At 26.5% G+C, this 19738-nt stretch carries 14 protein-coding genes and 1 pseudogene; 11 read left to right on the top strand and 4 right to left on the bottom strand.

Annotated elements, in window-relative coordinates:
* Positions 1 to 185: 185 nt before the first annotated feature.
* From CP523_RS04925 to CP523_RS04905, 3 genes are all read left to right on the top strand, one after another.
* Entirely contained in the window at positions 186 to 3953 is a 3768-nt protein-coding gene (locus CP523_RS04925; RefSeq protein ID WP_120140584.1) for a beta-N-acetylglucosaminidase domain-containing protein, read from the top strand.
* 1632 nt (positions 3954 to 5585) lie between these two features.
* Positions 5586 to 6002, top strand: a complete 417-nt coding sequence (locus CP523_RS04910; protein WP_066675746.1) for a hypothetical protein — start codon at positions 5586 to 5588, stop codon at positions 6000 to 6002.
* 219 nt (positions 6003 to 6221) lie between these two features.
* Positions 6222 to 8660, top strand: a complete 2439-nt coding sequence (locus CP523_RS04905; protein ID WP_120140583.1) for a S24 family peptidase — start codon at positions 6222 to 6224, stop codon at positions 8658 to 8660.
* A gap of 273 nt (positions 8661 to 8933) precedes the next feature.
* On the opposite strand, the gene CP523_RS04900 is transcribed toward CP523_RS04905, so the two are convergent.
* Positions 8934 to 9386, bottom strand: a complete 453-nt coding sequence (locus CP523_RS04900) for an immunoglobulin-like domain-containing protein (RefSeq protein ID WP_120140582.1) — start codon at positions 9384 to 9386, stop codon at positions 8934 to 8936.
* Positions 9387 to 9509: 123 nt separating this feature from the next.
* Between CP523_RS04900 and CP523_RS04895 the strand changes: the two genes are divergently transcribed.
* Both CP523_RS04895 and CP523_RS04890 read left to right on the top strand, forming a co-directional pair.
* The gene (locus CP523_RS04895) at positions 9510 to 10532 is read left to right on the top strand and encodes an IS6 family transposase (protein WP_120140473.1); all 1023 of its coding nucleotides are present in this window, start codon (positions 9510 to 9512) and stop codon (positions 10530 to 10532) included.
* Between the two features lie 635 nt (positions 10533 to 11167).
* A pseudogene (locus tag CP523_RS04890) lies at positions 11168 to 12500 on the top strand (aerolysin-related pore-forming alpha-toxin).
* A gap of 170 nt (positions 12501 to 12670) precedes the next feature.
* Here CP523_RS04890 and CP523_RS04885 read toward each other — a convergent pair.
* The gene (locus CP523_RS04885) at positions 12671 to 12961 is read right to left on the bottom strand and encodes a hypothetical protein (RefSeq protein ID WP_066675759.1); all 291 of its coding nucleotides are present in this window, start codon (positions 12959 to 12961) and stop codon (positions 12671 to 12673) included.
* Between the two features lie 102 nt (positions 12962 to 13063).
* On the opposite strand from CP523_RS04885, the gene CP523_RS04880 reads away from it, so the two are divergent.
* The gene (locus CP523_RS04880) at positions 13064 to 13249 is read left to right on the top strand and encodes a hypothetical protein (protein ID WP_120140581.1); all 186 of its coding nucleotides are present in this window, start codon (positions 13064 to 13066) and stop codon (positions 13247 to 13249) included.
* Positions 13250 to 13435: 186 nt separating this feature from the next.
* Here CP523_RS04880 and CP523_RS04875 read toward each other — a convergent pair whose 3' ends face one another.
* Complete coding sequence (locus tag CP523_RS04875) at positions 13436 to 13717, bottom strand: hypothetical protein (protein WP_066675761.1); 282 nt, start codon at positions 13715 to 13717, stop codon at positions 13436 to 13438.
* Between the two features lie 248 nt (positions 13718 to 13965).
* On the opposite strand from CP523_RS04875, the gene CP523_RS04870 reads away from it, so the two are divergent.
* Positions 13966 to 15333: a PTS transporter subunit EIIC gene (locus CP523_RS04870; protein ID WP_120140580.1), complete on the top strand. Its 1368-nt coding sequence runs from the start codon at positions 13966 to 13968 to the stop codon at positions 15331 to 15333.
* 79 nt (positions 15334 to 15412) lie between these two features.
* Positions 15413 to 16483 (top strand): DUF871 domain-containing protein, encoded by a 1071-nt coding sequence (locus CP523_RS04865; protein ID WP_066675764.1) that lies wholly within the window; start codon positions 15413 to 15415, stop codon positions 16481 to 16483.
* A 35-nt stretch (positions 16484 to 16518) separates the two neighbouring features.
* On the opposite strand, the gene CP523_RS16655 is transcribed toward CP523_RS04865, so the two are convergent.
* The gene (locus CP523_RS16655; protein WP_083089448.1) at positions 16519 to 16629 is read right to left on the bottom strand and encodes a DUF3990 domain-containing protein; all 111 of its coding nucleotides are present in this window, start codon (positions 16627 to 16629) and stop codon (positions 16519 to 16521) included.
* A 940-nt stretch (positions 16630 to 17569) separates the two neighbouring features.
* On the opposite strand from CP523_RS16655, the gene CP523_RS04850 reads away from it, so the two are divergent.
* The 3 genes from CP523_RS04850 (at position 17570) to CP523_RS04840 (ending at position 19504) form a co-directional block, all read left to right on the top strand.
* Entirely contained in the window at positions 17570 to 18022 is a 453-nt protein-coding gene (locus CP523_RS04850; RefSeq protein ID WP_207666556.1) for a hypothetical protein, read from the top strand.
* A gap of 419 nt (positions 18023 to 18441) precedes the next feature.
* Positions 18442 to 18654, top strand: a complete 213-nt coding sequence (locus CP523_RS15920) for a hypothetical protein (protein WP_162925946.1) — start codon at positions 18442 to 18444, stop codon at positions 18652 to 18654.
* A 394-nt stretch (positions 18655 to 19048) separates the two neighbouring features.
* A complete protein-coding gene (locus CP523_RS04840) occupies positions 19049 to 19504 on the top strand; it encodes a DUF2691 family protein (protein WP_066675774.1) in 456 nt (151 codons plus the stop codon).
* Positions 19505 to 19738 lie beyond the last annotated feature (234 nt).

Here is a 19738-nt window from a genome sequence, read left to right as displayed (position 1 = left end):
TATTTATAGGATTGTAATTTAAAACTAAATACAGTAGGATTTATATATTTTTCTTTTAAATATGTCTAATAAGCGTGCTATTTTTATATGGAAGCATAAGCTAAAGGACTTAAGGTTAAAGGTACTTTTATAAGTATTTTTATCTTTAAGACCTTTAGCTTTTTATTATTTTTAGGAGGGTTTTTATGTTAAGGAGAAGATTGAGTAAGAAACTAGGGGTAGCATTAGCTGTTGCATTATCTATGAATATAACTACAACAATTAATGTTCAAGCTACAGAGGGGATAAGGAATTTAATTTCAACTCCTGAAAGGGCAGATAGATTTAGAGTTATGCCAATGCCTAAGGAAATGAATGTTTTAGATGGGTTTGTTAATTTAAATGATTCTGTAAATGTAATTGGCTTAGATAGTGCTGATATTTATGCAGTTAATTTATTAAAGAATATATTAAAGGATTTAGGAGTTACTGTTAATGAAACTTTTGTAGGTGGAGCTACAACTATATATATAGGTGAAGATAATGACAACATAGAAGAAATGAATAATGCTTTAGTAGAAATGGGAGTTTCTATGGAGGATACTGCTAATCCAGAAGGGTATATTTTAGCAACTGAAGACAATGAAAATGGTGATAAAATAGTTATTAAAGGAAATGGAGAAACAGGAACTTTTTATGGAGTTCAAACTTTAAAGCAAATTATAAATGAAGATAAGACTTTAAGTGAAGTAGTCGTAAAAGATGAGCCTAGCATAAAATTAAGAGCTGTAGTTGAAGGTTTTTATGGAACTCCTTGGACTCAAGAGGAAAGATTAGATCAAATTAAAATGTATGGAGAATATAAGATGAATGCTTATATATATGCGCCTAAATCTGATCCATATCATAGGGAAAAGTGGAGAGAGCCTTATCCAGAATCAGAGCTTGATAGAATGAATGAGCTTATACAAACTGCAAATGAAAATAAGGTTGATTTTGTTTTTGCTATTTCACCAGGACTTGATATAAAGTTTCAGGGGGAAGAGGCAGAAGCTGATTTTAATGCTTTAATTAATAAAGCACAAACTTTATATGAAATGGGAGTTAGAAGCTTTGCTATCTTATGGGATGATATAGGAAATGATGAAGGAGATAAACAGGCAGAAGTTTTAAATAGGTTTAATAGTGAATTTGTAAAAGCTAAAGGTGATGTTAAGCCTTTAATTACAGTTCCTAAAGAATATTGGGCAAGTTATATGTATGAGCAAGATGGACAAACTATAAAGAAATATACTGAAGATTTTGCAAGTACTTTAGATAAAGATATAGAAGTAATGTGGACTGGACATGATGTTATACCTCCAAATGGTGTTTCTATGGATGATGCTAATAGGGTAACAGATATTTACGGCAAGAAAATGTTGCTTTGGTGGAACTATCCAGTTAATGATTATAAAGAAGATAAACTTGCTTTAGGACCTATATATTCTTTAGATAAAAATTTAGATGATGAGATATCTGGGTTTATTGTTAATCCAATGAGATTTGCAGAAGCATCTAAAATTTCAACTATTACTGGAGCTGATTATGGTTGGAATACTAAGGAGTATGATTATAATAGGTCATGGAATAATTCTTTGGGGATAATTGGTAAGGATGCAAAAGAGGAATTAAAGTCTTTTGCTAATCATTCAACTAGGTTAGATACAGGAAGACCTGATTCACCAGAATTAAATACACTTATAGAAACAATGTGGGGAAAATGGGAAAAGGGTGAAGATGTATCATTTGAATTAGATATATTAACTAAAGAGTTTAATAATATGAAAACTATACCTGAGAAATTAAGAGCAAATCTTAAAAATGAAAAGTTACTAAATCAAATAGAAAATCATCTAGTTAAGTTTGGAATGTATGCAGATACTGGTTTAACTATTGTTGATATGCTTAAAAATATAAAAGAAGATAATATGATAGGATTCTGGAGTAATAAGTATAGTGGAACTAAATCTTTATTAGAATTAGATTCAAAAAAAGAGCTAATAGGTAATTTAGTTATAGATCCATTTATAAGAAAAGCTCATGAAATAGGAAATGAGTATTTTGATAATAAGACTACTTCACTTAAAGACAAAGTTTATAATTATGAGTATTTTGGAAATGTAGAACATAATGAATATGAGCAGTGGTACATGCCAAAAGAAACTCATAATCCAAGTAAGATGTTTGATGAATTATTAGATAATGGTTTCTGGTCAAAGGATGTAATAAAAGAAGGGGATTATGTAGGCTTTGATTTAGGAAAAGTTCAAAAGATAAAGAATGTTTACTTATTAATGGGTAAAACAGGATATGATAATGAAATATTATTAGATGGAGTATTAGAATATTCTAATGATGGAGTTAACTGGAGAGAAATAGCTTCTAATTCAAGTAATAGAGAAATTTTATTTGAAGGTAATATTGAAGCTAGATATATTAGATATAGAGCTACTAAAGATAGTGAAAATAAATTATTTGTAAGAGATTTTAAGATTAATGTAAATAAAACATTAGAAAAATCTCTAGGAAAAATTGATTCCTCTAAGGCTAAAATAAGCAAGGGAACTGAGGGTGATGAAGAATTTATAGAGTTAAGTAATATTGGAGAGGTAACCCTTAAAGCTGGTGATACTATTGGTATTTCATTAAATGATATAAAAAATGTTGTAGCATTAACTACTACTGGTGAATTTAAAAATGAAGATTTTATAATTGAAAGTTCATTAGACAATAGAAGCTTTAGCTGGGAAGAGGTTTCAAGTGGAAGCTCATTTAGAAAAACAAAACCGGTTATAGGAAAGTATTTTAGAATTAGAGCTTTAAAAGATACTAAGGTTAATTTAGAAAGTATTAAAATTCATACAGAGGGAAGACCAGAAATTACAATGACAACTAATAGACCAATAAATCCAGAGAGACCTCATAGACAAGCTATTTATGGAGATGATTATGATACTGGAACACAACTTGTAACTACTCCATTTATACAAGAAGGAGATTATATTCAAATAGATTTAGGAAAAGTTATTAATGTAAGAGATATAAGACTTCTTCAAGGACATGATGAAGATTTTATAAATAATGGTATTCTTGAATATTCTGTAGATGGTGAAAATTGGACTAAGATAGATGTTGCTTTTGGAAGTAATGATATAGTTGTTAAGGATTTAGACATTGAGGCTAGATATTTAAAAGCAACTTCAACTAAATATAGAGATCGCTGGATAAAGGTAAGAGAATTTACTGTAAATAATCTAACAGAAGAGTATTTAGTTAAGGCTACTGCAAAAGGAACTTACGTAGATAGAGCTGAAAATACTAGAGATAATAATTTAAATACAGCATATATTCCAAGTAGAGATATAGTAGCTGGAGATGAGTTATTATATAGAATTTTAGATAATAAGTTATCTTCTAAGATAACAATAGTTCAAGGAATAGAAAATATTTCAGGGGCTAAGGTAACTGCTGAAAACTCAAAGGGACAGTGGATAGAACTTGGAAGTTTAACTGAAGGGTATAATGAATTTAATTTAGAAGAATCTACAAATATTGTTGCTGTTAAATTAATATGGAATGATAATATTGGAAAGCCTGAAATATTTGAAATAAAGCCTACTTTTGTAGCTGAGGCATCAGAAGGTAATGGAGAAAATCCAGGAGATAATAATGGCTCAGGAGATAATGGAAATCCAGATGGTTCAGGTAGCCCAGGCAATGGTGGAAATGGCGATAATTTAGGAAACGGTGGTAATACTGAAAATGGAGAGAATACTGATGGACAAGGCTCAGGTTCTGGAAATGCCAGTGGAGAAACTGATGGAAAAGGAAATTTACCTACAACAGGAACAGCAGTTGGAGTAACAGCATTAGGAGTAATAGGTTCAGCTTTAGCAGCAGTAGGAGTAATTCTTAGAAGAAAGAAAAAATAGACTTATCTTGATTATAACGTATTTTTTAATAAATAAGGAGTAACTTTAAAGACAGTTACTCCTTATTTAAAATAAAAATCTATAAATCATAATTAGTTCCTTTCATATATAGGTTAGATTTAAATTAATTTAAAAGGTTTAACAATTATTTTTTTGTTGTCCGTATTTTTTGGTTATGGATAACATTTTAATTAAGTAAGAAATCGTGGTAATAGAAGTAAGTGTTGTAAGTATATTTATTGACAATATATTAAATAGAGATAATAAACCTAAAATAATATAAATAGAACCTACAAATAAAAATAAAATATTCATATAATGAAAGTATTTTTGTTTATCTATAAATTTAGAAGGTAATGATTTTTGTTTCTCGTAATGATTTATTAGAATAAGTAAAGAGAATATAAGACCTAAAAAAATAACAAGATATGGGATGTAGTACATAATAATATTTCCTCCTTTATTTTAAGCTGTCATTAAATACGTCATCTCTCCTTTATTAGTGAGATTATTAATTAGTGCTACTTTTCCAGTATGTAGGGTAGTATATAAAATAATAGAATAAAATTAGAAGTTTAAGCTCTATAAAGTAAAATTATGGATAACTGTATATAACCATTTATTCTATTTATATACAAATTATAGCATCGAATACTAAAGAGTGTTAACAAAATATTAATCATTAGTATAAATATTAGGAAAATAAATATTATTTTATATATATTTGATAAATAAATAAAAATAATATTTAAAACATATAAAATACTGATAAATTATTAATAAAATAAAAATCACCTAGTAAGATTAAATATTTTTACTAGGTGATTTTATTATATATCATTGTATTATTTAATTTTAATAAAGTACAAATTATATTTTTTTAGAACTAGCTATTTGGAGATAGTTTCTTCTAATAAAAAATTAAATATGTAGTTGCCATATGTATATGTATATGTATATTATTACAGATATTATTTCAATAAGAATATTAATTGAAATAATATAATGCTTTCTTTCTCTAAATGCCAGAATACATGGAATAATACTAACCAAGGTTAATGGCAAAATAGTAATAGGTAAAAACTCAATAAATGATGGAGAGATATTAATAAGTAAAAGAATAATAAATATAATTTCCCAAAACTTAATAGTTTTAATTAAGTTTTTCATAAATAGGTTTCCCCTTTTCTTCAACGTTCTATAGAATAATTTTTATTGATAAATAAACTTCAGATAAAATATATAAATTTTATATATTAATTTAGATTTAAAAGAATTTTATATAGGGTTATTTTATCATAAAATGGATATAATTACTATAATTATACAAGTAGTATTTAATGTGAAAGAGAGAGTTATTTATAAATTATTAAATGATATCATTGACTTCTAAGTTAAATAAATATAAACTTAACATAAGTTAACAAATATTAAATAAAATGGATTATAATAATTTTTTTAGAATTAGTCAATAATTAGATACATATATAAATAATGACTTTTCTAGAATATTTAATTTATTTTTATAGATAAAATGAAATCTTTTGAAAATGTTATTATTTCTTAATATTAAATAAATTAAAAATTAAGATTTTTAATGTAAACTCTCTTATAAACAAAAGGAGGAGCATTATGGAAGCTTTAATGAAAATAAATAATATAAAAGAGGCTTGTAGTAAATATGTGCTAAACTTTGATGGGGAAATATACGAAACAAATGATGAAAAATCTATAATACAAGGAATGGATAACACTTATTTAGAAAGTAATGACAATAATCTTTTATTAGAAAAAAGAATTTATTTAGCTAAAAAGATTTTGTTATACTCAATAATGCTTAATTTAAAGGTTGAAATACACAATGGTAGTGAAAAGCTTGAAGAGAATTATAAAGTAGATAAAGATAATTCAGGTAATGAAGTTTATTATGAAGAGCCGGATATAATTCTAAATGTAGAAGATGAAATTTCCATGTTTAAAGGAATTAATAGCACTAGCTTTGCATCAGTTTATAAAAAGAATGATTGTGGAGAATATGAATTAATTTAATATGAGAGTAGTTAAATTAGTAAAGTCAATGCTTTAGCATTGGCTTTTGTTATTTTTATTTCTTAAATAGATTAGATAATAAAAAAGTTTTTTTGTATAAAAAATTAATTTAATATTTATTTTTATAAATAAATTTGGATATAAATATTTTATTTTACAACTTATAACATGATATAGTAGAATATTTACTATAAGTATCAAGTATAAAGAGAGGTAAATATGCAACTAAATGTGGAACAAAAAAGAATTATAGAGAGTAAGCCAAATGGGCCTATGTTAATTAAGGGAGTAGCAGGTTCGGGAAAGACTACGGTTGCTGTAAATAAGATTCCATTACTATTAGAAAATTATTGTACACAAGATGATGATAATGTTCTAATGGTAACTTATAATAAATCACTTTTAAAGTATGTATTATTTATATATGAAAATATAGAAAAAGAATATGATCAGAAAAGTTTTTTCTGGGAGAATAACAATAAAAAATTACGTATACAAAATGTAGATGCTTTAACATATTATTATTTTAAGCAGTATGTATCTAAATATAAGTTAAATTTAAAATTAAGCAATAGAAAAGAGGCTCAACAAGCTTTAATTGATGCTATAACTACAGTATCTAAAAAATTTCCAGATGTTAAAATAATAGACACTAAATTTTTAGACTTTATAAAAGAAGAAATACTTTGGATAAAAGCTTGCAACTATATGGATTTGCATGAATATCAAGGGGTAGATAGAATAGGAAGAGTTTCGAAGTTAAGCTCAGAGGGACCTCAAAAGCTTAGAAAGAATTCAGAACAAAGGTATGCTATTTATCAGGTATTAGAACAATATGATGAAAATCTTAGAAAAATAAATAGATTGGATTTTCAAAGTATAAATTTAATGGCATTAGAGCAGGTTAGGAAAAAGCCACTTAAGAAATATACACATATATTAATAGATGAAAGTCAAGATTTATCTAAAGTACAGTTAGAGTTTTTAAAAGAGTTATATAATGAAAAGCCTTATTCAAGCATAACTTTTATTGCTGATATTGCACAAAGTATATATTCACAATCTTGGCTAATTAAAAATAGATCATTTACTAGTATAGGGTATGATATGACAGGTAAGTCAATTTCACTAAGTAAGAATTATAGAACTACTACTCAAATTGCACAAGCTGCTTTTAGTTTAATAACTAAGGATGAAGAATTAATTGTAGATGACAATTTTGTTAAGCCAAGTCTTATAGACAAGCAAGGTAAATATCCTATATACATAAATTTCAAAGATGAAGCATCAGAAGCAAGTTATGTTGCAGATCTTATAAATAAAAAATTAAAACATAAATATAAACTTAATGATATTGTTATTATTCAAAGAAGAAAAAATCAATTAAAAGAAGTTCAAAAGTATTTACAAAAGGAAGGAATTCCAACATCTATATTTCAAAGTAATGAAGAGTTTGATTTTTTAGAAGAAGCTGTTAAATTAGTTACAATGCATTCTATTAAGGGGTTAGAGTTTAAGGTAGTAATAATGATTGGATTAAATTCTAATATAATTCCAAGTTTATCTAGAGTTCGAGATTTAGATGATGCTAAAATGTTAGAATCTAGAGAAAGAAAGTTAATGTATGTTGGAATGACAAGGGCTACAGAAAGGCTATATATGACTTCAAGTGGAAATCCAAGTAAGTTTATAAAGGATATAGATTATAAATTTTTAAGGATAAAAGAGGACTGTTTAATAAGAAGGGTATATAGTGTTGATATAAATGATTATTTATTTAAAGAAGAAATTAATGATATATATTCAGATGAAGAACGGGTAAGACAGTGGATATTAAAAGAGCTAAATGAAGTATATAAATATCCATTAAATTTAATAAACTTAGAACATAAAATAAACATAGGTTCTAAATTTGGACTAGCTGATATAGTAGTTAATACTTATAGAAAAAAGGTAAAGTTACCGTACATATTAATAGAAGTTAAAAAATGGGGAGATGGAGTAGCGTCAGCGTTATCACAGTTAAAAAGCTATATGGCTAATTGTCCAGATGTTCAATATGGAATTGCAACAGATGGAAATGAAATTATCATAATTAATAAAGATTTAGAAGAAATAAGTGATATACCTAAATTTGATAGATCAATGCTTCCATCAACATTAGAAAGTATAGAGTATATAGATTTAAAAAAGCGTATCTCAAATAGTTTTATAAAGGACTCAACTGGGATAGGTGAAATATATATTGAAGAAAATGGAGCGGAGAGAAAAGTTACAAACTTAACTCATATTCCAATATATAATGAAATATCAGCTGATATGCCAATACTTATAAATAGCGAATTTCAAGGTAAATATAGTATTCCATCAGAGTGGATAGGAAATAATGAAAATTTATTTATTTTAAAAATAAAAGGTGAATCAATGATAAATAAAAAAATAGATGATGGAGATTATGTAGTTATAAATAAACAAAATATGGCTGAGATTGGCGATATAGTGGCAGTTGATATAGCAGGAGATGCTACTTTAAAAACATATAAAACTATGGGGGGAAAAGTTTTACTTATGCCTGAGAATGATGACTATGAACCAATTATGTTAGAAGAGAATCAATTTAGTATTATTGGTGTTGCAGTTGGAGTTATTAAGGAGTAGTTATAAATATAATTATATACATTAAAAATTTATATTAAATAAAATTAAAGTTATGATGATTTTAAAAAGTTATCATAACTTTTTATGTTTTATTGGGAACTTCAATTATGTTTAATAGGCTACTCTTTTAGAATAGCCTTATTATATTTAGCTAAAAGTATAATATATAGACATATTTTCGCAATAATATATTTGCTTTTAAGAAAGATGGAGATGTAGTAAAATATATAGAAGAAAATTTGGACATGATAAACCATCACCGTATATTATTTACTATTTCTTTATATTAAATAAACCTGATACAACTGTTTTTGAATCATCAAGATAAAAAGTTTTAAGTATACGGTACTTACCATCTGGCAAATCAGAAAAATACTTAGATAATTCTATTTCTTCATTAGACTCACTATTTCCATTTAATATCATTGAAATTTCTATAAACTCAGGATTTTTATGGAAGGGTATCTTATACCAATTATCATCTAATTCCACTTCTAATTCAAAATCAACACCATAAAAGTATTCATATTTTGTTTTGTTTTTTAAAACTAAAGTAATATTTTCTTTTGAAGATTTTATAGGATCTTCTTTTACTGTTGCATTTATAGTATCATAATCCACAACAATATTTGATGGTTCTAAATCTGAAATATTTAAAGTTTTGCTTGAACAGCCATAAAGAATAAACATCAGTATTACAATACTAAGGATATAAATTTTTTTCATATTACCCCCTCCATTTAAATCACCGATCTGTTAAGTTATATGAACATTGCTCTTCTCAACCCAAGGAAATACAATAGGTTTGCAAGACTAAATAATACCCCCTTCGAAAAGGAGAGAAGAACAATGAGCAAAACTAATATAAAATGCCCACGCTGTAATTCTGATAAACTATATAAGTTTGGTATGAATAAGCAGGCTAAACAAAAGTATCAATGTAAGCAGTGTAAGCGCCAATTCGTCCTAGGCGACGGTGACGGACGTCCTAAACTAAATAATCCTAAATGTCCTAGATGCGGTAAGGGAACTTACTTACATCATGCATATAAACATTACAATCGCTATAAGTGCAATAACAAGAAGTGTAATCACATAATAGTAAAACATCACACCACCAATATTGATACAGCTTCTAGTGAATTAGTTAGTGGTTCCCTTTCAATGAAAGGAATGCGTTTTCCGCTACATGTAATACTAACTGCATTAACACTATATTTTTTAAATAATTCATCAACAAGAGCCATTTCTCAATTCTTGATGATTAACTCTGGAATTAAAGTATCTCATGTCACGATAGCCAGTTGGACTAATAAATTTGCACCTTTCTTTAAACAAAAGGCTGATAAATTTAAAGCTAGTTTAAACTTACAATCTGACGATTGGCACGCTGATGAAACAGTAGTATTTATTAATGGTGAAAGATACTACCTTTGGTTAGCTATTGATTCAGAAACTAGATTTATTTTAGCATTTCATTTAACTAAATCTAGAAGTTCTGATTCAGCATACGCATTGGTAAATGAAGCTAAAAAATTTGGTGAACCAGCTAATTTTATAACTGATAGATTACCTTCATATAATGAAGCCGTGGCTACGCTATTGCCCAATACAACTCATATTCCTGTAGCTCCAATGTCTAGTGATACAAATAATAATTTAATTGAATCATTTAATAAAACATTTAAAGCCTGGTATAAAACCAAGAAAGGATTCAACTCTTTTCAAAAAGCTAATAACCTTATATATTTATTTATCTTTCACTATAACTTTATTAGACCACATGGATCATTAAATAACTGTACTCCAGCAGAAGTTGCCGGCTTCGCCAGCGATAGCTTTGCTAAAAACTCTTGGTTTTCAGCATCTTAATTAAATTTAATACCTTTGATTAACCTGCAAAAAATCAATGCTATTGTAGGCTTATTTGCCATACAATAAAACATTCAAACTTATATAATTTTCAAAGAGCAAGTAATTCTATGAAAAATCAAGCTATTTTTTCATATCAACTTAACAGATTCTAAATCACTTTTCTTTTAAGAACATATAATAATTGGATTATTAATTACTTTGATATAATTATTATACATAATTTTATATGTATAATTCTAGTAATTATGTAAAAAAATAAATTTAATTTCGAAATCACATTTCTTTTAAATTAAAAACTTCCCTATATACGTAAAGTAAGAAAAAGTATCAGTATTTGAAAAGTTATAAATAAAAATCATATTTACAGAACTTAAAAATGAACTTTATATGAACAAAAGCATAATAGTATTAATAATATAATTATCATTATGTTAACAATGTAGCCATAAATTTACTAAATAATATTTAAATGTTATAAATTAATGAAAAATATATATTAATATTATATTTAGTATGAAAAATGAGAATATTTATCAAACATATATGTACAAAATGTTAATAATATGTTAATATTTTGATAACATTTATTATATAATAAATTATTTATTTTAAAATTAAAGGGAGGGATATTTATGTCAAAAAAATCTTTTGCTAAAAAAGTAATTTGTACATCTATGATTGCAATTCAGTGTGCGGCAGTAGTACCACATGTACAAGCTTATGCACTTACAAATCTTGAAGAGGGGGGATATGCAAATCATAATAATGCTTCTTCAATTAAAATATTTGGATATGAAGACAATGAAGATTTAAAAGCTAAAATTATTCAAGATCCAGAGTTTATAAGAAATTGGGCAAATGTAGCTCATTCATTAGGATTTGGATGGTGCGGTGGAACGGCTAATCCAAATGTTGGACAAGGTTTTGAATTTAAAAGAGAAGTTGGGGCAGGTGGAAAAGTATCTTATTTATTATCTGCTAGATACAATCCAAATGATCCTTATGCAAGTGGGTATCGTGCAAAAGATAGACTTTCTATGAAAATATCAAATGTTAGATTTGTTATTGATAATGATTCTATAAAATTAGGTACACCTAAAGTGAAAAAATTAGCACCTTTAAACTCTGCTAGTTTTGATTTAATAAATGAAAGTAAAACTGAGTCTAAATTATCAAAAACATTTAATTATACAACTTCTAAAACAGTTTCTAAAACAGATAACTTTAAATTTGGAGAAAAAATAGGAGTAAAAACATCATTTAAAGTAGGTCTTGAAGCTATAGCTGACAGTAAAGTTGAGACAAGCTTTGAATTTAATGCAGAACAAGGTTGGTCAAATACAAATAGTACTACTGAAACTAAACAAGAAAGTACTACATATACTGCAACAGTTTCTCCACAAACTAAAAAGAGATTATTCCTAGATGTGTTAGGATCACAAATTGATATTCCTTATGAAGGAAAAATATATATGGAATACGACATAGAATTAATGGGATTTTTAAGATATACAGGAAATGCTCGTGAAGATCATACTGAAGATAGACCAACAGTTAAACTTAAATTTGGTAAAAACGGTATGAGTGCTGAGGAACATCTTAAAGATTTATATAGTCATAAGAATATTAATGGATATTCAGAATGGGATTGGAAATGGGTAGATGAGAAATTTGGTTATTTATTTAAAAATTCATACGATGCTCTTACTAGTAGAAAATTAGGAGGAATAATAAAAGGCTCATTTACTAACATTAATGGAACAAAAATAGTAATTAGAGAAGGTAAAGAAATTCCACTTCCTGATAAGAAGAGAAGAGGAAAACGTTCAGTAGATTCTTTAGATGCTAGATTACAAAATGAAGGTATTAGAATAGAAAATATTGAAACACAAGATGTTCCAGGATTTAGACTAAATAGCATAACATACAATGATAAAAAAATTGATATTAATTAATAATATATAATTATAATTTATTAAAATATGCTTCTCTATACTTTATATTAATATTTAAAGTATAAAAACTAACAAAATCTCACTTAGTAGGTAGAATTGTATAAAAACAAATCTACCTACTATTTTTTTATTATTTAGTCGTTACACTAGATATTTTATATAACTTATATAAAAGTTTAATTATTTAAAAACTGATAAAATCTTTAAAATAAAGGATGTAACTATAATTATCCCAATAAATAGTGGAATGACTTGGAATAAAAGTTTGCCTAATTTTATACTATTAAATGAAGGAGATATTATTTTAAAAGCTAAAACATAACTTAAAATAGCAACTATTGAGAAGGTAAAAGATAATTTTATAGTAGTATTCTTTGACAATAATTTTTCTAAAGAAATAATAAAAATAGAAACTATAATATAAAAAATAGAATTTATAAAAGAAACTTCTCTTCTAGCTGATTTTTTCATTATGATTACCTCGTTCTTTTAAATTTATAAATATTTAGCTTATTTACAAATTATATCATAATAATATAGAAAATGTAAAATGATTTTCTGGATAAGAAACTAATGCTTTTATGTGAATTCATGGGTAAATTTATGTTTGTTAGTGCATTCTGTATAGGATTATTTATTTTAAGTGATATTTTAATGATGAGTATATTATCTAATATTGAAATTACTTTATTGGTTGTTTCAATAATTTTTGTTATAATATACGCAAAAACAGGAAATAGATTTGAAATTAAAAAATAACCAGTAGAATTTAAAATTTCTACTGGTTTTATTATTTTAGTTAGATATTTTATTTTAAGCCTATAAAGGGTAAATCGATCTTATAGGAAAAGTTATTTTAATTTAGCTCCTTTTTATCTAGATAATTTAAGTGAAAATATTTATTGATAAAGTTCTTTTAATATTTTAAAATCTCATTTACTTAAATTACTCATCTATTTTTTCTATTACTAATTGTTGATCTACAACTACAGAACTAATTGTTGCATCTAAAGGAATCTTATATTTGTCTAAAGCTGGTCCCAATAATCTAAGGTGTACTCTAAATAGTGAATCATTAATTTTTAAATATAAATAAAACTTTTCAGATTCATTTACGATTTCAGTAGTATAACCTAAATCAGTAAAATAGTTTTTACAAAACATTTCAATTTCATGTTTACTTTCTAACTTACTCTCTGGATATAGGACATATTTATTTTTTAACATTGTAGCACCCCCAAAAATTAAAATTTATTTTTAGAAATATTAGTTATATTTATAAAGGTACGTAGTATTTATTTTATTGTAGAAAATATCTCTATATGTAAATTATAACATAAAATTGGAAATAAAGTGTTTTTTTACTGTAGATATTATTTAATATAAATTCGTGAATTTTGTAATAAAAGTTTTGTATTTAAATATATTTTAGTAAGTAGCAAAGTTTATATAAAACGAAAGGAATGTGGGATATTATGACAAATCAAGAAATTGCAAAACTGCTAGTTGATTTTGTTGGTGGAAAGGAAAATATCAAGTCCGTTAGTAATTGTATGACTCGTTGCAGATTGGAGCTTAAAGATTCTTCTAAAGCTGATATTCAAGGAATTAAAAATTCGGAAGGAGCTTTAGGTGTTGTTGAGGTTAAGGGGCAGTTGCAGGTTATTTATGGTCCTGGAAAGTCTAATAAGGTAACAGAAGAAGTTAAAAAGATTGTTGGGCAACCAGTGGTTATAGGTAAGGAAGCTGTTATTAAAACTAAAGCTGAATTAAAGGAAAAAAATAATACTAAGTTTAAAAATTCTCTTAGGAAAATAGGAAATATTTTTATTCCATTAATTCCTTTATTCGTAGCATGTGGTTTAGTGCTTGCAATAAATAATATAGCTGGTGTTTATTTTGGGGAAGTTTATAAGGAAACAACAGCAGCACAAATTATTGGTCTTATAGGAAATGGTGTATTTGCCATTTTACCAATATTAGTTGGTGTAAATGCAGCTAAGGAATTTGGTTCTCAAATGCCAATGATGGGTGGAGTTCTTGGTGGTATTTTATCATCATCAGCTCTTGCAAATATAAATCTTTTTGGAAAGGAATTAACTCCAGGTAGAGGCGGTATTATATCTGTAATTTTAGTAGTTTTATTAGCTTCTTTTGTTGAGAAGTATTGTAGGAAGGTTGTTCCTGATATTTTAGATTTATTTGTAACTCCATTAGTTACACTTACTATTTCTGTTTTGGCAGCATTATTTATTTTACAACCAGTAGGCGGATTTATATCTGATGGTATAGGAACTATAGTAGCTGAAACTGTAGCTTCTGATAATATGATAGTTGCAATTTTCTCAGGAGCATTATCAGGTGGGTTATTCTTACCTCTTGTTATGACAGGAATGCATCAAGCATTAACTCCAATACATGCTGATTTAATAGCTAATGTTGGATATACAGTATTACTTCCAATTTTAGCAACAGCAGGTATGGCTCAAGTTGGAGCAACATTGGCAGTAGTTAAGAAAACTAAAAATAAAGGTTTAAAGAAAACTGCAAAGAATGGATTAGTACCAGGATTTTTAGGAATAGGAGAACCTTTAATATATGGTGTAACTCTTCCACTTGGAAAACCTTTCTTAGGAGCTTGTCTAGGAGCAGCTGTAGGCGGTGCAACAATGGCAGCACTTAAAGTTGGAGCAGTAGCTATGGGAGTTTCAGGTTTACCTTTAGCTTTATTAATTTCAGATGGGAAGATGTTTGTATTTTTAATAGGTGTATTAGTATCTTATATAGCCGGATATATTTTTACTGCATTATTAGGTTTTGAAGATCCTGTTGATGAAGAATAATTTTATATTCTTTAGGAAATTATATAAATATTAGGGATGCTTATTTTTAGCATCCCTTATTGATTCTAGGGGGAAGGACATGGCTAAAGGAATATCAATTTATTTTGGATTAGATTATACGTTAGAAAAAAACTTAGAGTATTTAGATATTGCTAATAATTATGGCTTTAAGGAAGTATTTACATCTCTTCATATTCCAGAAATGGATTATTCAGAGGTAGTAAGAGAGTTTTGCCTTGTGGTAGATAAAGCCTCAGCATTAGGAATGGATATAACAGCAGATATATCACCAAAGGTATTTAAATTTATTGGAATAGAAGATGACTATGAATACTTTAAAAGGCTTGGAGTAAAAAGTATAAGGTTAGATTTTGGATATGATATAAATAAAATTGCAAAGCTTAGCAATAATTCCTATGGGTTAGAAATAGATTTAAATGCTAGTACTATAACTTTAGATGATTTAAAAAAGCTTAAGGAATTAGGGGCTAATTTTAATAATATAAAATGTACTCATAATTATTATCCTAAAAAGTACACAGGCCTAGGAGAGGATTATTTTATAAATCAAAACAAAATTTTAAAAAGTTATGGATTAAAAGTGGCAGCATTTGTACCTTCTAATAATCAAAGAAGAGGTCCTATATATGATGGACTTCCTACATTAGAGTGTCATAGATTAGGAAGTGCGGAAATGTCTTGGAATCATCTTATAGCTTTAGGTGTTGATGATATTTACTTTTCAGATGCTTATTGCAGTATAGATGAAATAAAATCTGTGGCTAAGTTAAGTGATGAGTGTGTAACTTTAAGAGTTAAAACAGATAAAAATATAACTGAAAAAGAAAAGGCAATATTATTTGGAAATATTCATTGTAATAGAGTAGATTATTCTGATGTTGTAATAAGATCAGCTACAGTTAGAGGACAAGATGTAAAAGCTAGGAAAAATGATTCTTATAGTTATAGTGGTGGAATGGTTACTATAGATAATGAATTATATAAAAGGTATTGCGGTGAAGTTCAAATTTTTATTAGAGATGTAAAGGTAGATGAAAGAAGCAATGTAGTTTGTGAAGTTATAAAGGAAGATTTATATTTATTAAAGCATATAAAAGGAAATACAAAATTTATATTTGTAGAAGTTTAGATTTTTATAAAAAGGAACCTAGTAAAAACTAGGTTCTAATTATATATTGAAGTATTAAATTTACTAGCCCATTTTTCTGCTTGTTCCTGTATCTCTGTGCAATAGAATCCCCAAGAAAAATCTTTAGTAAATCTATGTTTACGTATTTCTGGAAATTCAGAGGAAACTCGATTCGCATTGGCTCGCTGAGTAAGTTCGTCTTGCCAAATGTAAAATTTGGAGACTTAGAGGAAACTCGATTCGCATTGGCTCACTGAGTAAGTTCGTCTTGCCAAATGTAAAATTTGGAGATTCAGAGGAAACTCGATTCGCATTGGCTCACTGAGTAAGTTCGTCTTGCCAAATGTAAAATTTGGAGACTCAGAGGAAACTCGATTCGCATTGGCTCGCTGAGTAAGTTCGTCTTGCCAAATGTAAAATTTGGAGATTCAGAGGAAACTCGATTCGCATTGGCTCACTGAGTAAGTTCGTCTTGCCAAATGTAAAATTTGGAGACTCACTTAGTAACAATTATGTATGGTAATGAATATATTGTAGTATACAAAAGATGAGAGGTGATTAGGTATGCAATGGTGTAGATGTTGTTGCTGCCGTAGATGCTGTAGATGTTGTTGTTGTAGATGTTGTAGATGTTGTAGATGTTGTAGATGTTGTTGTTGTTTCGGGTGTTGTTAATTTTTACAATTATTTATTGACCTTATAATAAATTAAGAAATTCCTAGTGAAAAATATATTTTACATTAGGAATTTTTTGTTTATAGATATGAGTAGAAATTAGGGGGGGATATTAGATATATTGCTATTAAATTATGTTAATGTAGAACCGCCTGTCCCCGGAGATATTGAGGGATATTGGATATATTGCTATTAAATAGTATATATAATCCATGTTTTTGAATAATATTAAATATTAATAAAATTTTTCGCATATAAAATACATTAATTTTATATATTATACATAAAAAGTAATATAAACTATTGCATTTTAAATTAATTTATGCCAATATATTCATGTAAATTAATTTAAAGGATAATTAATATAAAATTACAGGAGATAAGTTGTTAGAAACAGATGGAGGAGATACTATGTTTAAGTATTATGAAAAAACAAGCAAGTTTAATACACGAGGCTTTTCGGAAACCTGGCTTAGGCTTTTTATATTTATAATTTTATTGGTGAATTTATTTAATATTTTTATATTAGGTCCTATTTTAGAAATACCGTTATCTAATATAGATTTTTTTTATTTAAGTATAATATTGTCAGGTATTCTTAGTGGATGTGCCGCTTCTTATTTAAAAATAGAAATAGAAACCTTAAAAGTAAGTAATACTGAGGAATTTATTAAAGTTATAAATTTTGTATTACCACAAATGGCATACTATCCAGAAAGTAAAATTGATAATTTTATTACATTTAAACCTTCTTTTGAAGTTGGTTTATTTTCTAGTAGAGTTACTATACATATAGATAATAATTCAGTTACAATAATGGGACCTAAAAATATAGTAAAAAGATTAAAAAATATAACTGTGTAAATAAAAAAATAACTCCTTCTTGGTAAGAATTAAGGAAAATTCTTTATCAAGAAGGAGTATTTTAAAAATTAGACATATTACATAATTACTTAAATTCTTTATCTGTTTTGGATATTTTTGTAATTATATAGATGGATAATAATAAAGAAAATATTAAAACTAATATACTATATAGCTTATAATCTAACAAAATAAACATTAATGAAGTTATAGTTGATATCCTTAATAGAATTGTAGATACACTACTAATCCTTAATTTATTTTGTAATAAAATAATATATTTATTTGTTTTAGATAAATAATTATTTATAGATATAATTGGAGGGAATATACTAGTTATCAAAGTTAATATAATCGTAATAATAATAGGGAAGTAATCTATTTGAATTACTTCAAAGGGTAAAAAATAACTATTATTAATGTCAATACTTAACATAATCCAAGGAAATAATCTGACAATTATAAGTGAAAATATAAATATCCCAAATAGTCCAAAACTAAACTTTTCTAATTTTAAAAAAGTCTTAAAAAATTCATTTGATTTAAGTTGGCAAGTAGTATTAGTCTTTAGTAAGAAATCACAAAAGAATTCAATACAAAGAACTACAACAGCAGATATTATTAATATATAGTCTAATCTTGTAGTATTTACTAATGCTAGAAATATTAAAATAAGTGAAATTATAAGTAGTAGAAGTTTGTTTTTGTTATTTATTTTAGTCATTTTAAAATCCTTCTGAAAATATTATAATATTTAATGGATATTTTGTAAAATATTACATGGAATATGTGAGGTAATATATTCGTTTAAATTTATATTTTAGGATTAAAGGGAATGTAAGTGAATTTCGATAATTAAGTGAAAATTTACATTTAAGGTGATATAATTTGTATAACAGTTTTTAAAATAAGGTGAGTTTTTTAGGGAATTATGAAAAATAATATGCTTAACTTTATAATTATCTTAAAATCCTTAGTTTTGCTGGGGTAACAAAATATAAATGGATTAAAAGGAGATTATTCAATATGGTAAATGGATTAAGATGTGATATTCCTAATGAATGGGGCAGATATTTATTTGATATATTAAAAGGAATAGATATTCACAAATATAATTGGCATGTGGATAATGATGAGGTGATTATATGCTCAAAGGATAATGAGTATAAATCGTTATTTGATTCTACTTCATTAAGGGGTGGGGAGCTATATGATAGAATCTGTAATGAAAAATATTATGTTATTTTTTTAGAACTTACTGGACAATACGGGACAAGTAATATACCACAAATAGAAACTTATAATGATTTTGTAGAAGGTAATTGTGAAATATTTTTAGTAGTAACAGATTGCAGTTATTTAGAGGTATATTGTAAGAATTCTGATGAGTTAAAGATTATTGAAAGAAATTTAAAAGAATTAAGTTTAATTCCTGAAACTATAACAGAAGAGACCCTTAGAAGTAGCTTGTTAGCTTTTTAATTAAGGGAGATCTTATAAGAAAAATTTATAATAAAGTTAGTTAATTTTAAGCAGTATTCCTAAACTTTATAGGGGGTACTGCTTTGTTTTTTATTATGGGAAGAAGAAGGTATAAAGTAATATATTAAAAACCTCGTAAAAAGTAAAAATAGTGAGAAATAATTAGAAATATGAAAATAATTTACTTAAAAGATGAATTATGATATTGATAATCATTTTCAACAAATGGAGGTT

It is taken from the genome of Clostridium septicum, assembly GCF_003606265.1.
In the GTDB taxonomy this organism is placed as follows: domain Bacteria; phylum Bacillota; class Clostridia; order Clostridiales; family Clostridiaceae; genus Clostridium; species Clostridium septicum.
Note: the sequence above shows the minus strand (reverse complement) of the source record. Positions and strands in the feature narration are given on the sequence as shown.

Excerpts from the sequence above, each read along its gene's own strand:
- CP523_RS04840 (WP_066675774.1), top strand. The coding sequence starts at position 19,049 with ATGGTAAATGGATTAAGATGTGATATTCCTAATGAATGGGGCAGATAT.
- CP523_RS04850 (WP_207666556.1), top strand. The coding sequence starts at position 17,570 with ATGTTTAAGTATTATGAAAAAACAAGCAAGTTTAATACACGAGGCTTT.
- CP523_RS04865 (WP_066675764.1), top strand. The coding sequence starts at position 15,413 with ATGGCTAAAGGAATATCAATTTATTTTGGATTAGATTATACGTTAGAA.
- CP523_RS04885 (WP_066675759.1), bottom strand. The coding sequence starts at position 12,961 with ATGAAAAAATCAGCTAGAAGAGAAGTTTCTTTTATAAATTCTATTTTT.
- CP523_RS04900 (WP_120140582.1), bottom strand. The coding sequence starts at position 9,386 with ATGAAAAAAATTTATATCCTTAGTATTGTAATACTGATGTTTATTCTT.
- CP523_RS04905 (WP_120140583.1), top strand. The coding sequence starts at position 6,222 with ATGCAACTAAATGTGGAACAAAAAAGAATTATAGAGAGTAAGCCAAAT.
- CP523_RS04870 (WP_120140580.1), top strand. The coding sequence starts at position 13,966 with ATGACAAATCAAGAAATTGCAAAACTGCTAGTTGATTTTGTTGGTGGA.
- CP523_RS04910 (WP_066675746.1), top strand. The coding sequence starts at position 5,586 with ATGGAAGCTTTAATGAAAATAAATAATATAAAAGAGGCTTGTAGTAAA.
- CP523_RS04880 (WP_120140581.1), top strand. The coding sequence starts at position 13,064 with ATGCTTTTATGTGAATTCATGGGTAAATTTATGTTTGTTAGTGCATTC.
- CP523_RS04875 (WP_066675761.1), bottom strand. The coding sequence starts at position 13,717 with ATGTTAAAAAATAAATATGTCCTATATCCAGAGAGTAAGTTAGAAAGT.
- CP523_RS15920 (WP_162925946.1), top strand. The coding sequence starts at position 18,442 with ATGTCAATACTTAACATAATCCAAGGAAATAATCTGACAATTATAAGT.
- CP523_RS04925 (WP_120140584.1), top strand. The coding sequence starts at position 186 with ATGTTAAGGAGAAGATTGAGTAAGAAACTAGGGGTAGCATTAGCTGTT.
- CP523_RS04895 (WP_120140473.1), top strand. The coding sequence starts at position 9,510 with ATGAGCAAAACTAATATAAAATGCCCACGCTGTAATTCTGATAAACTA.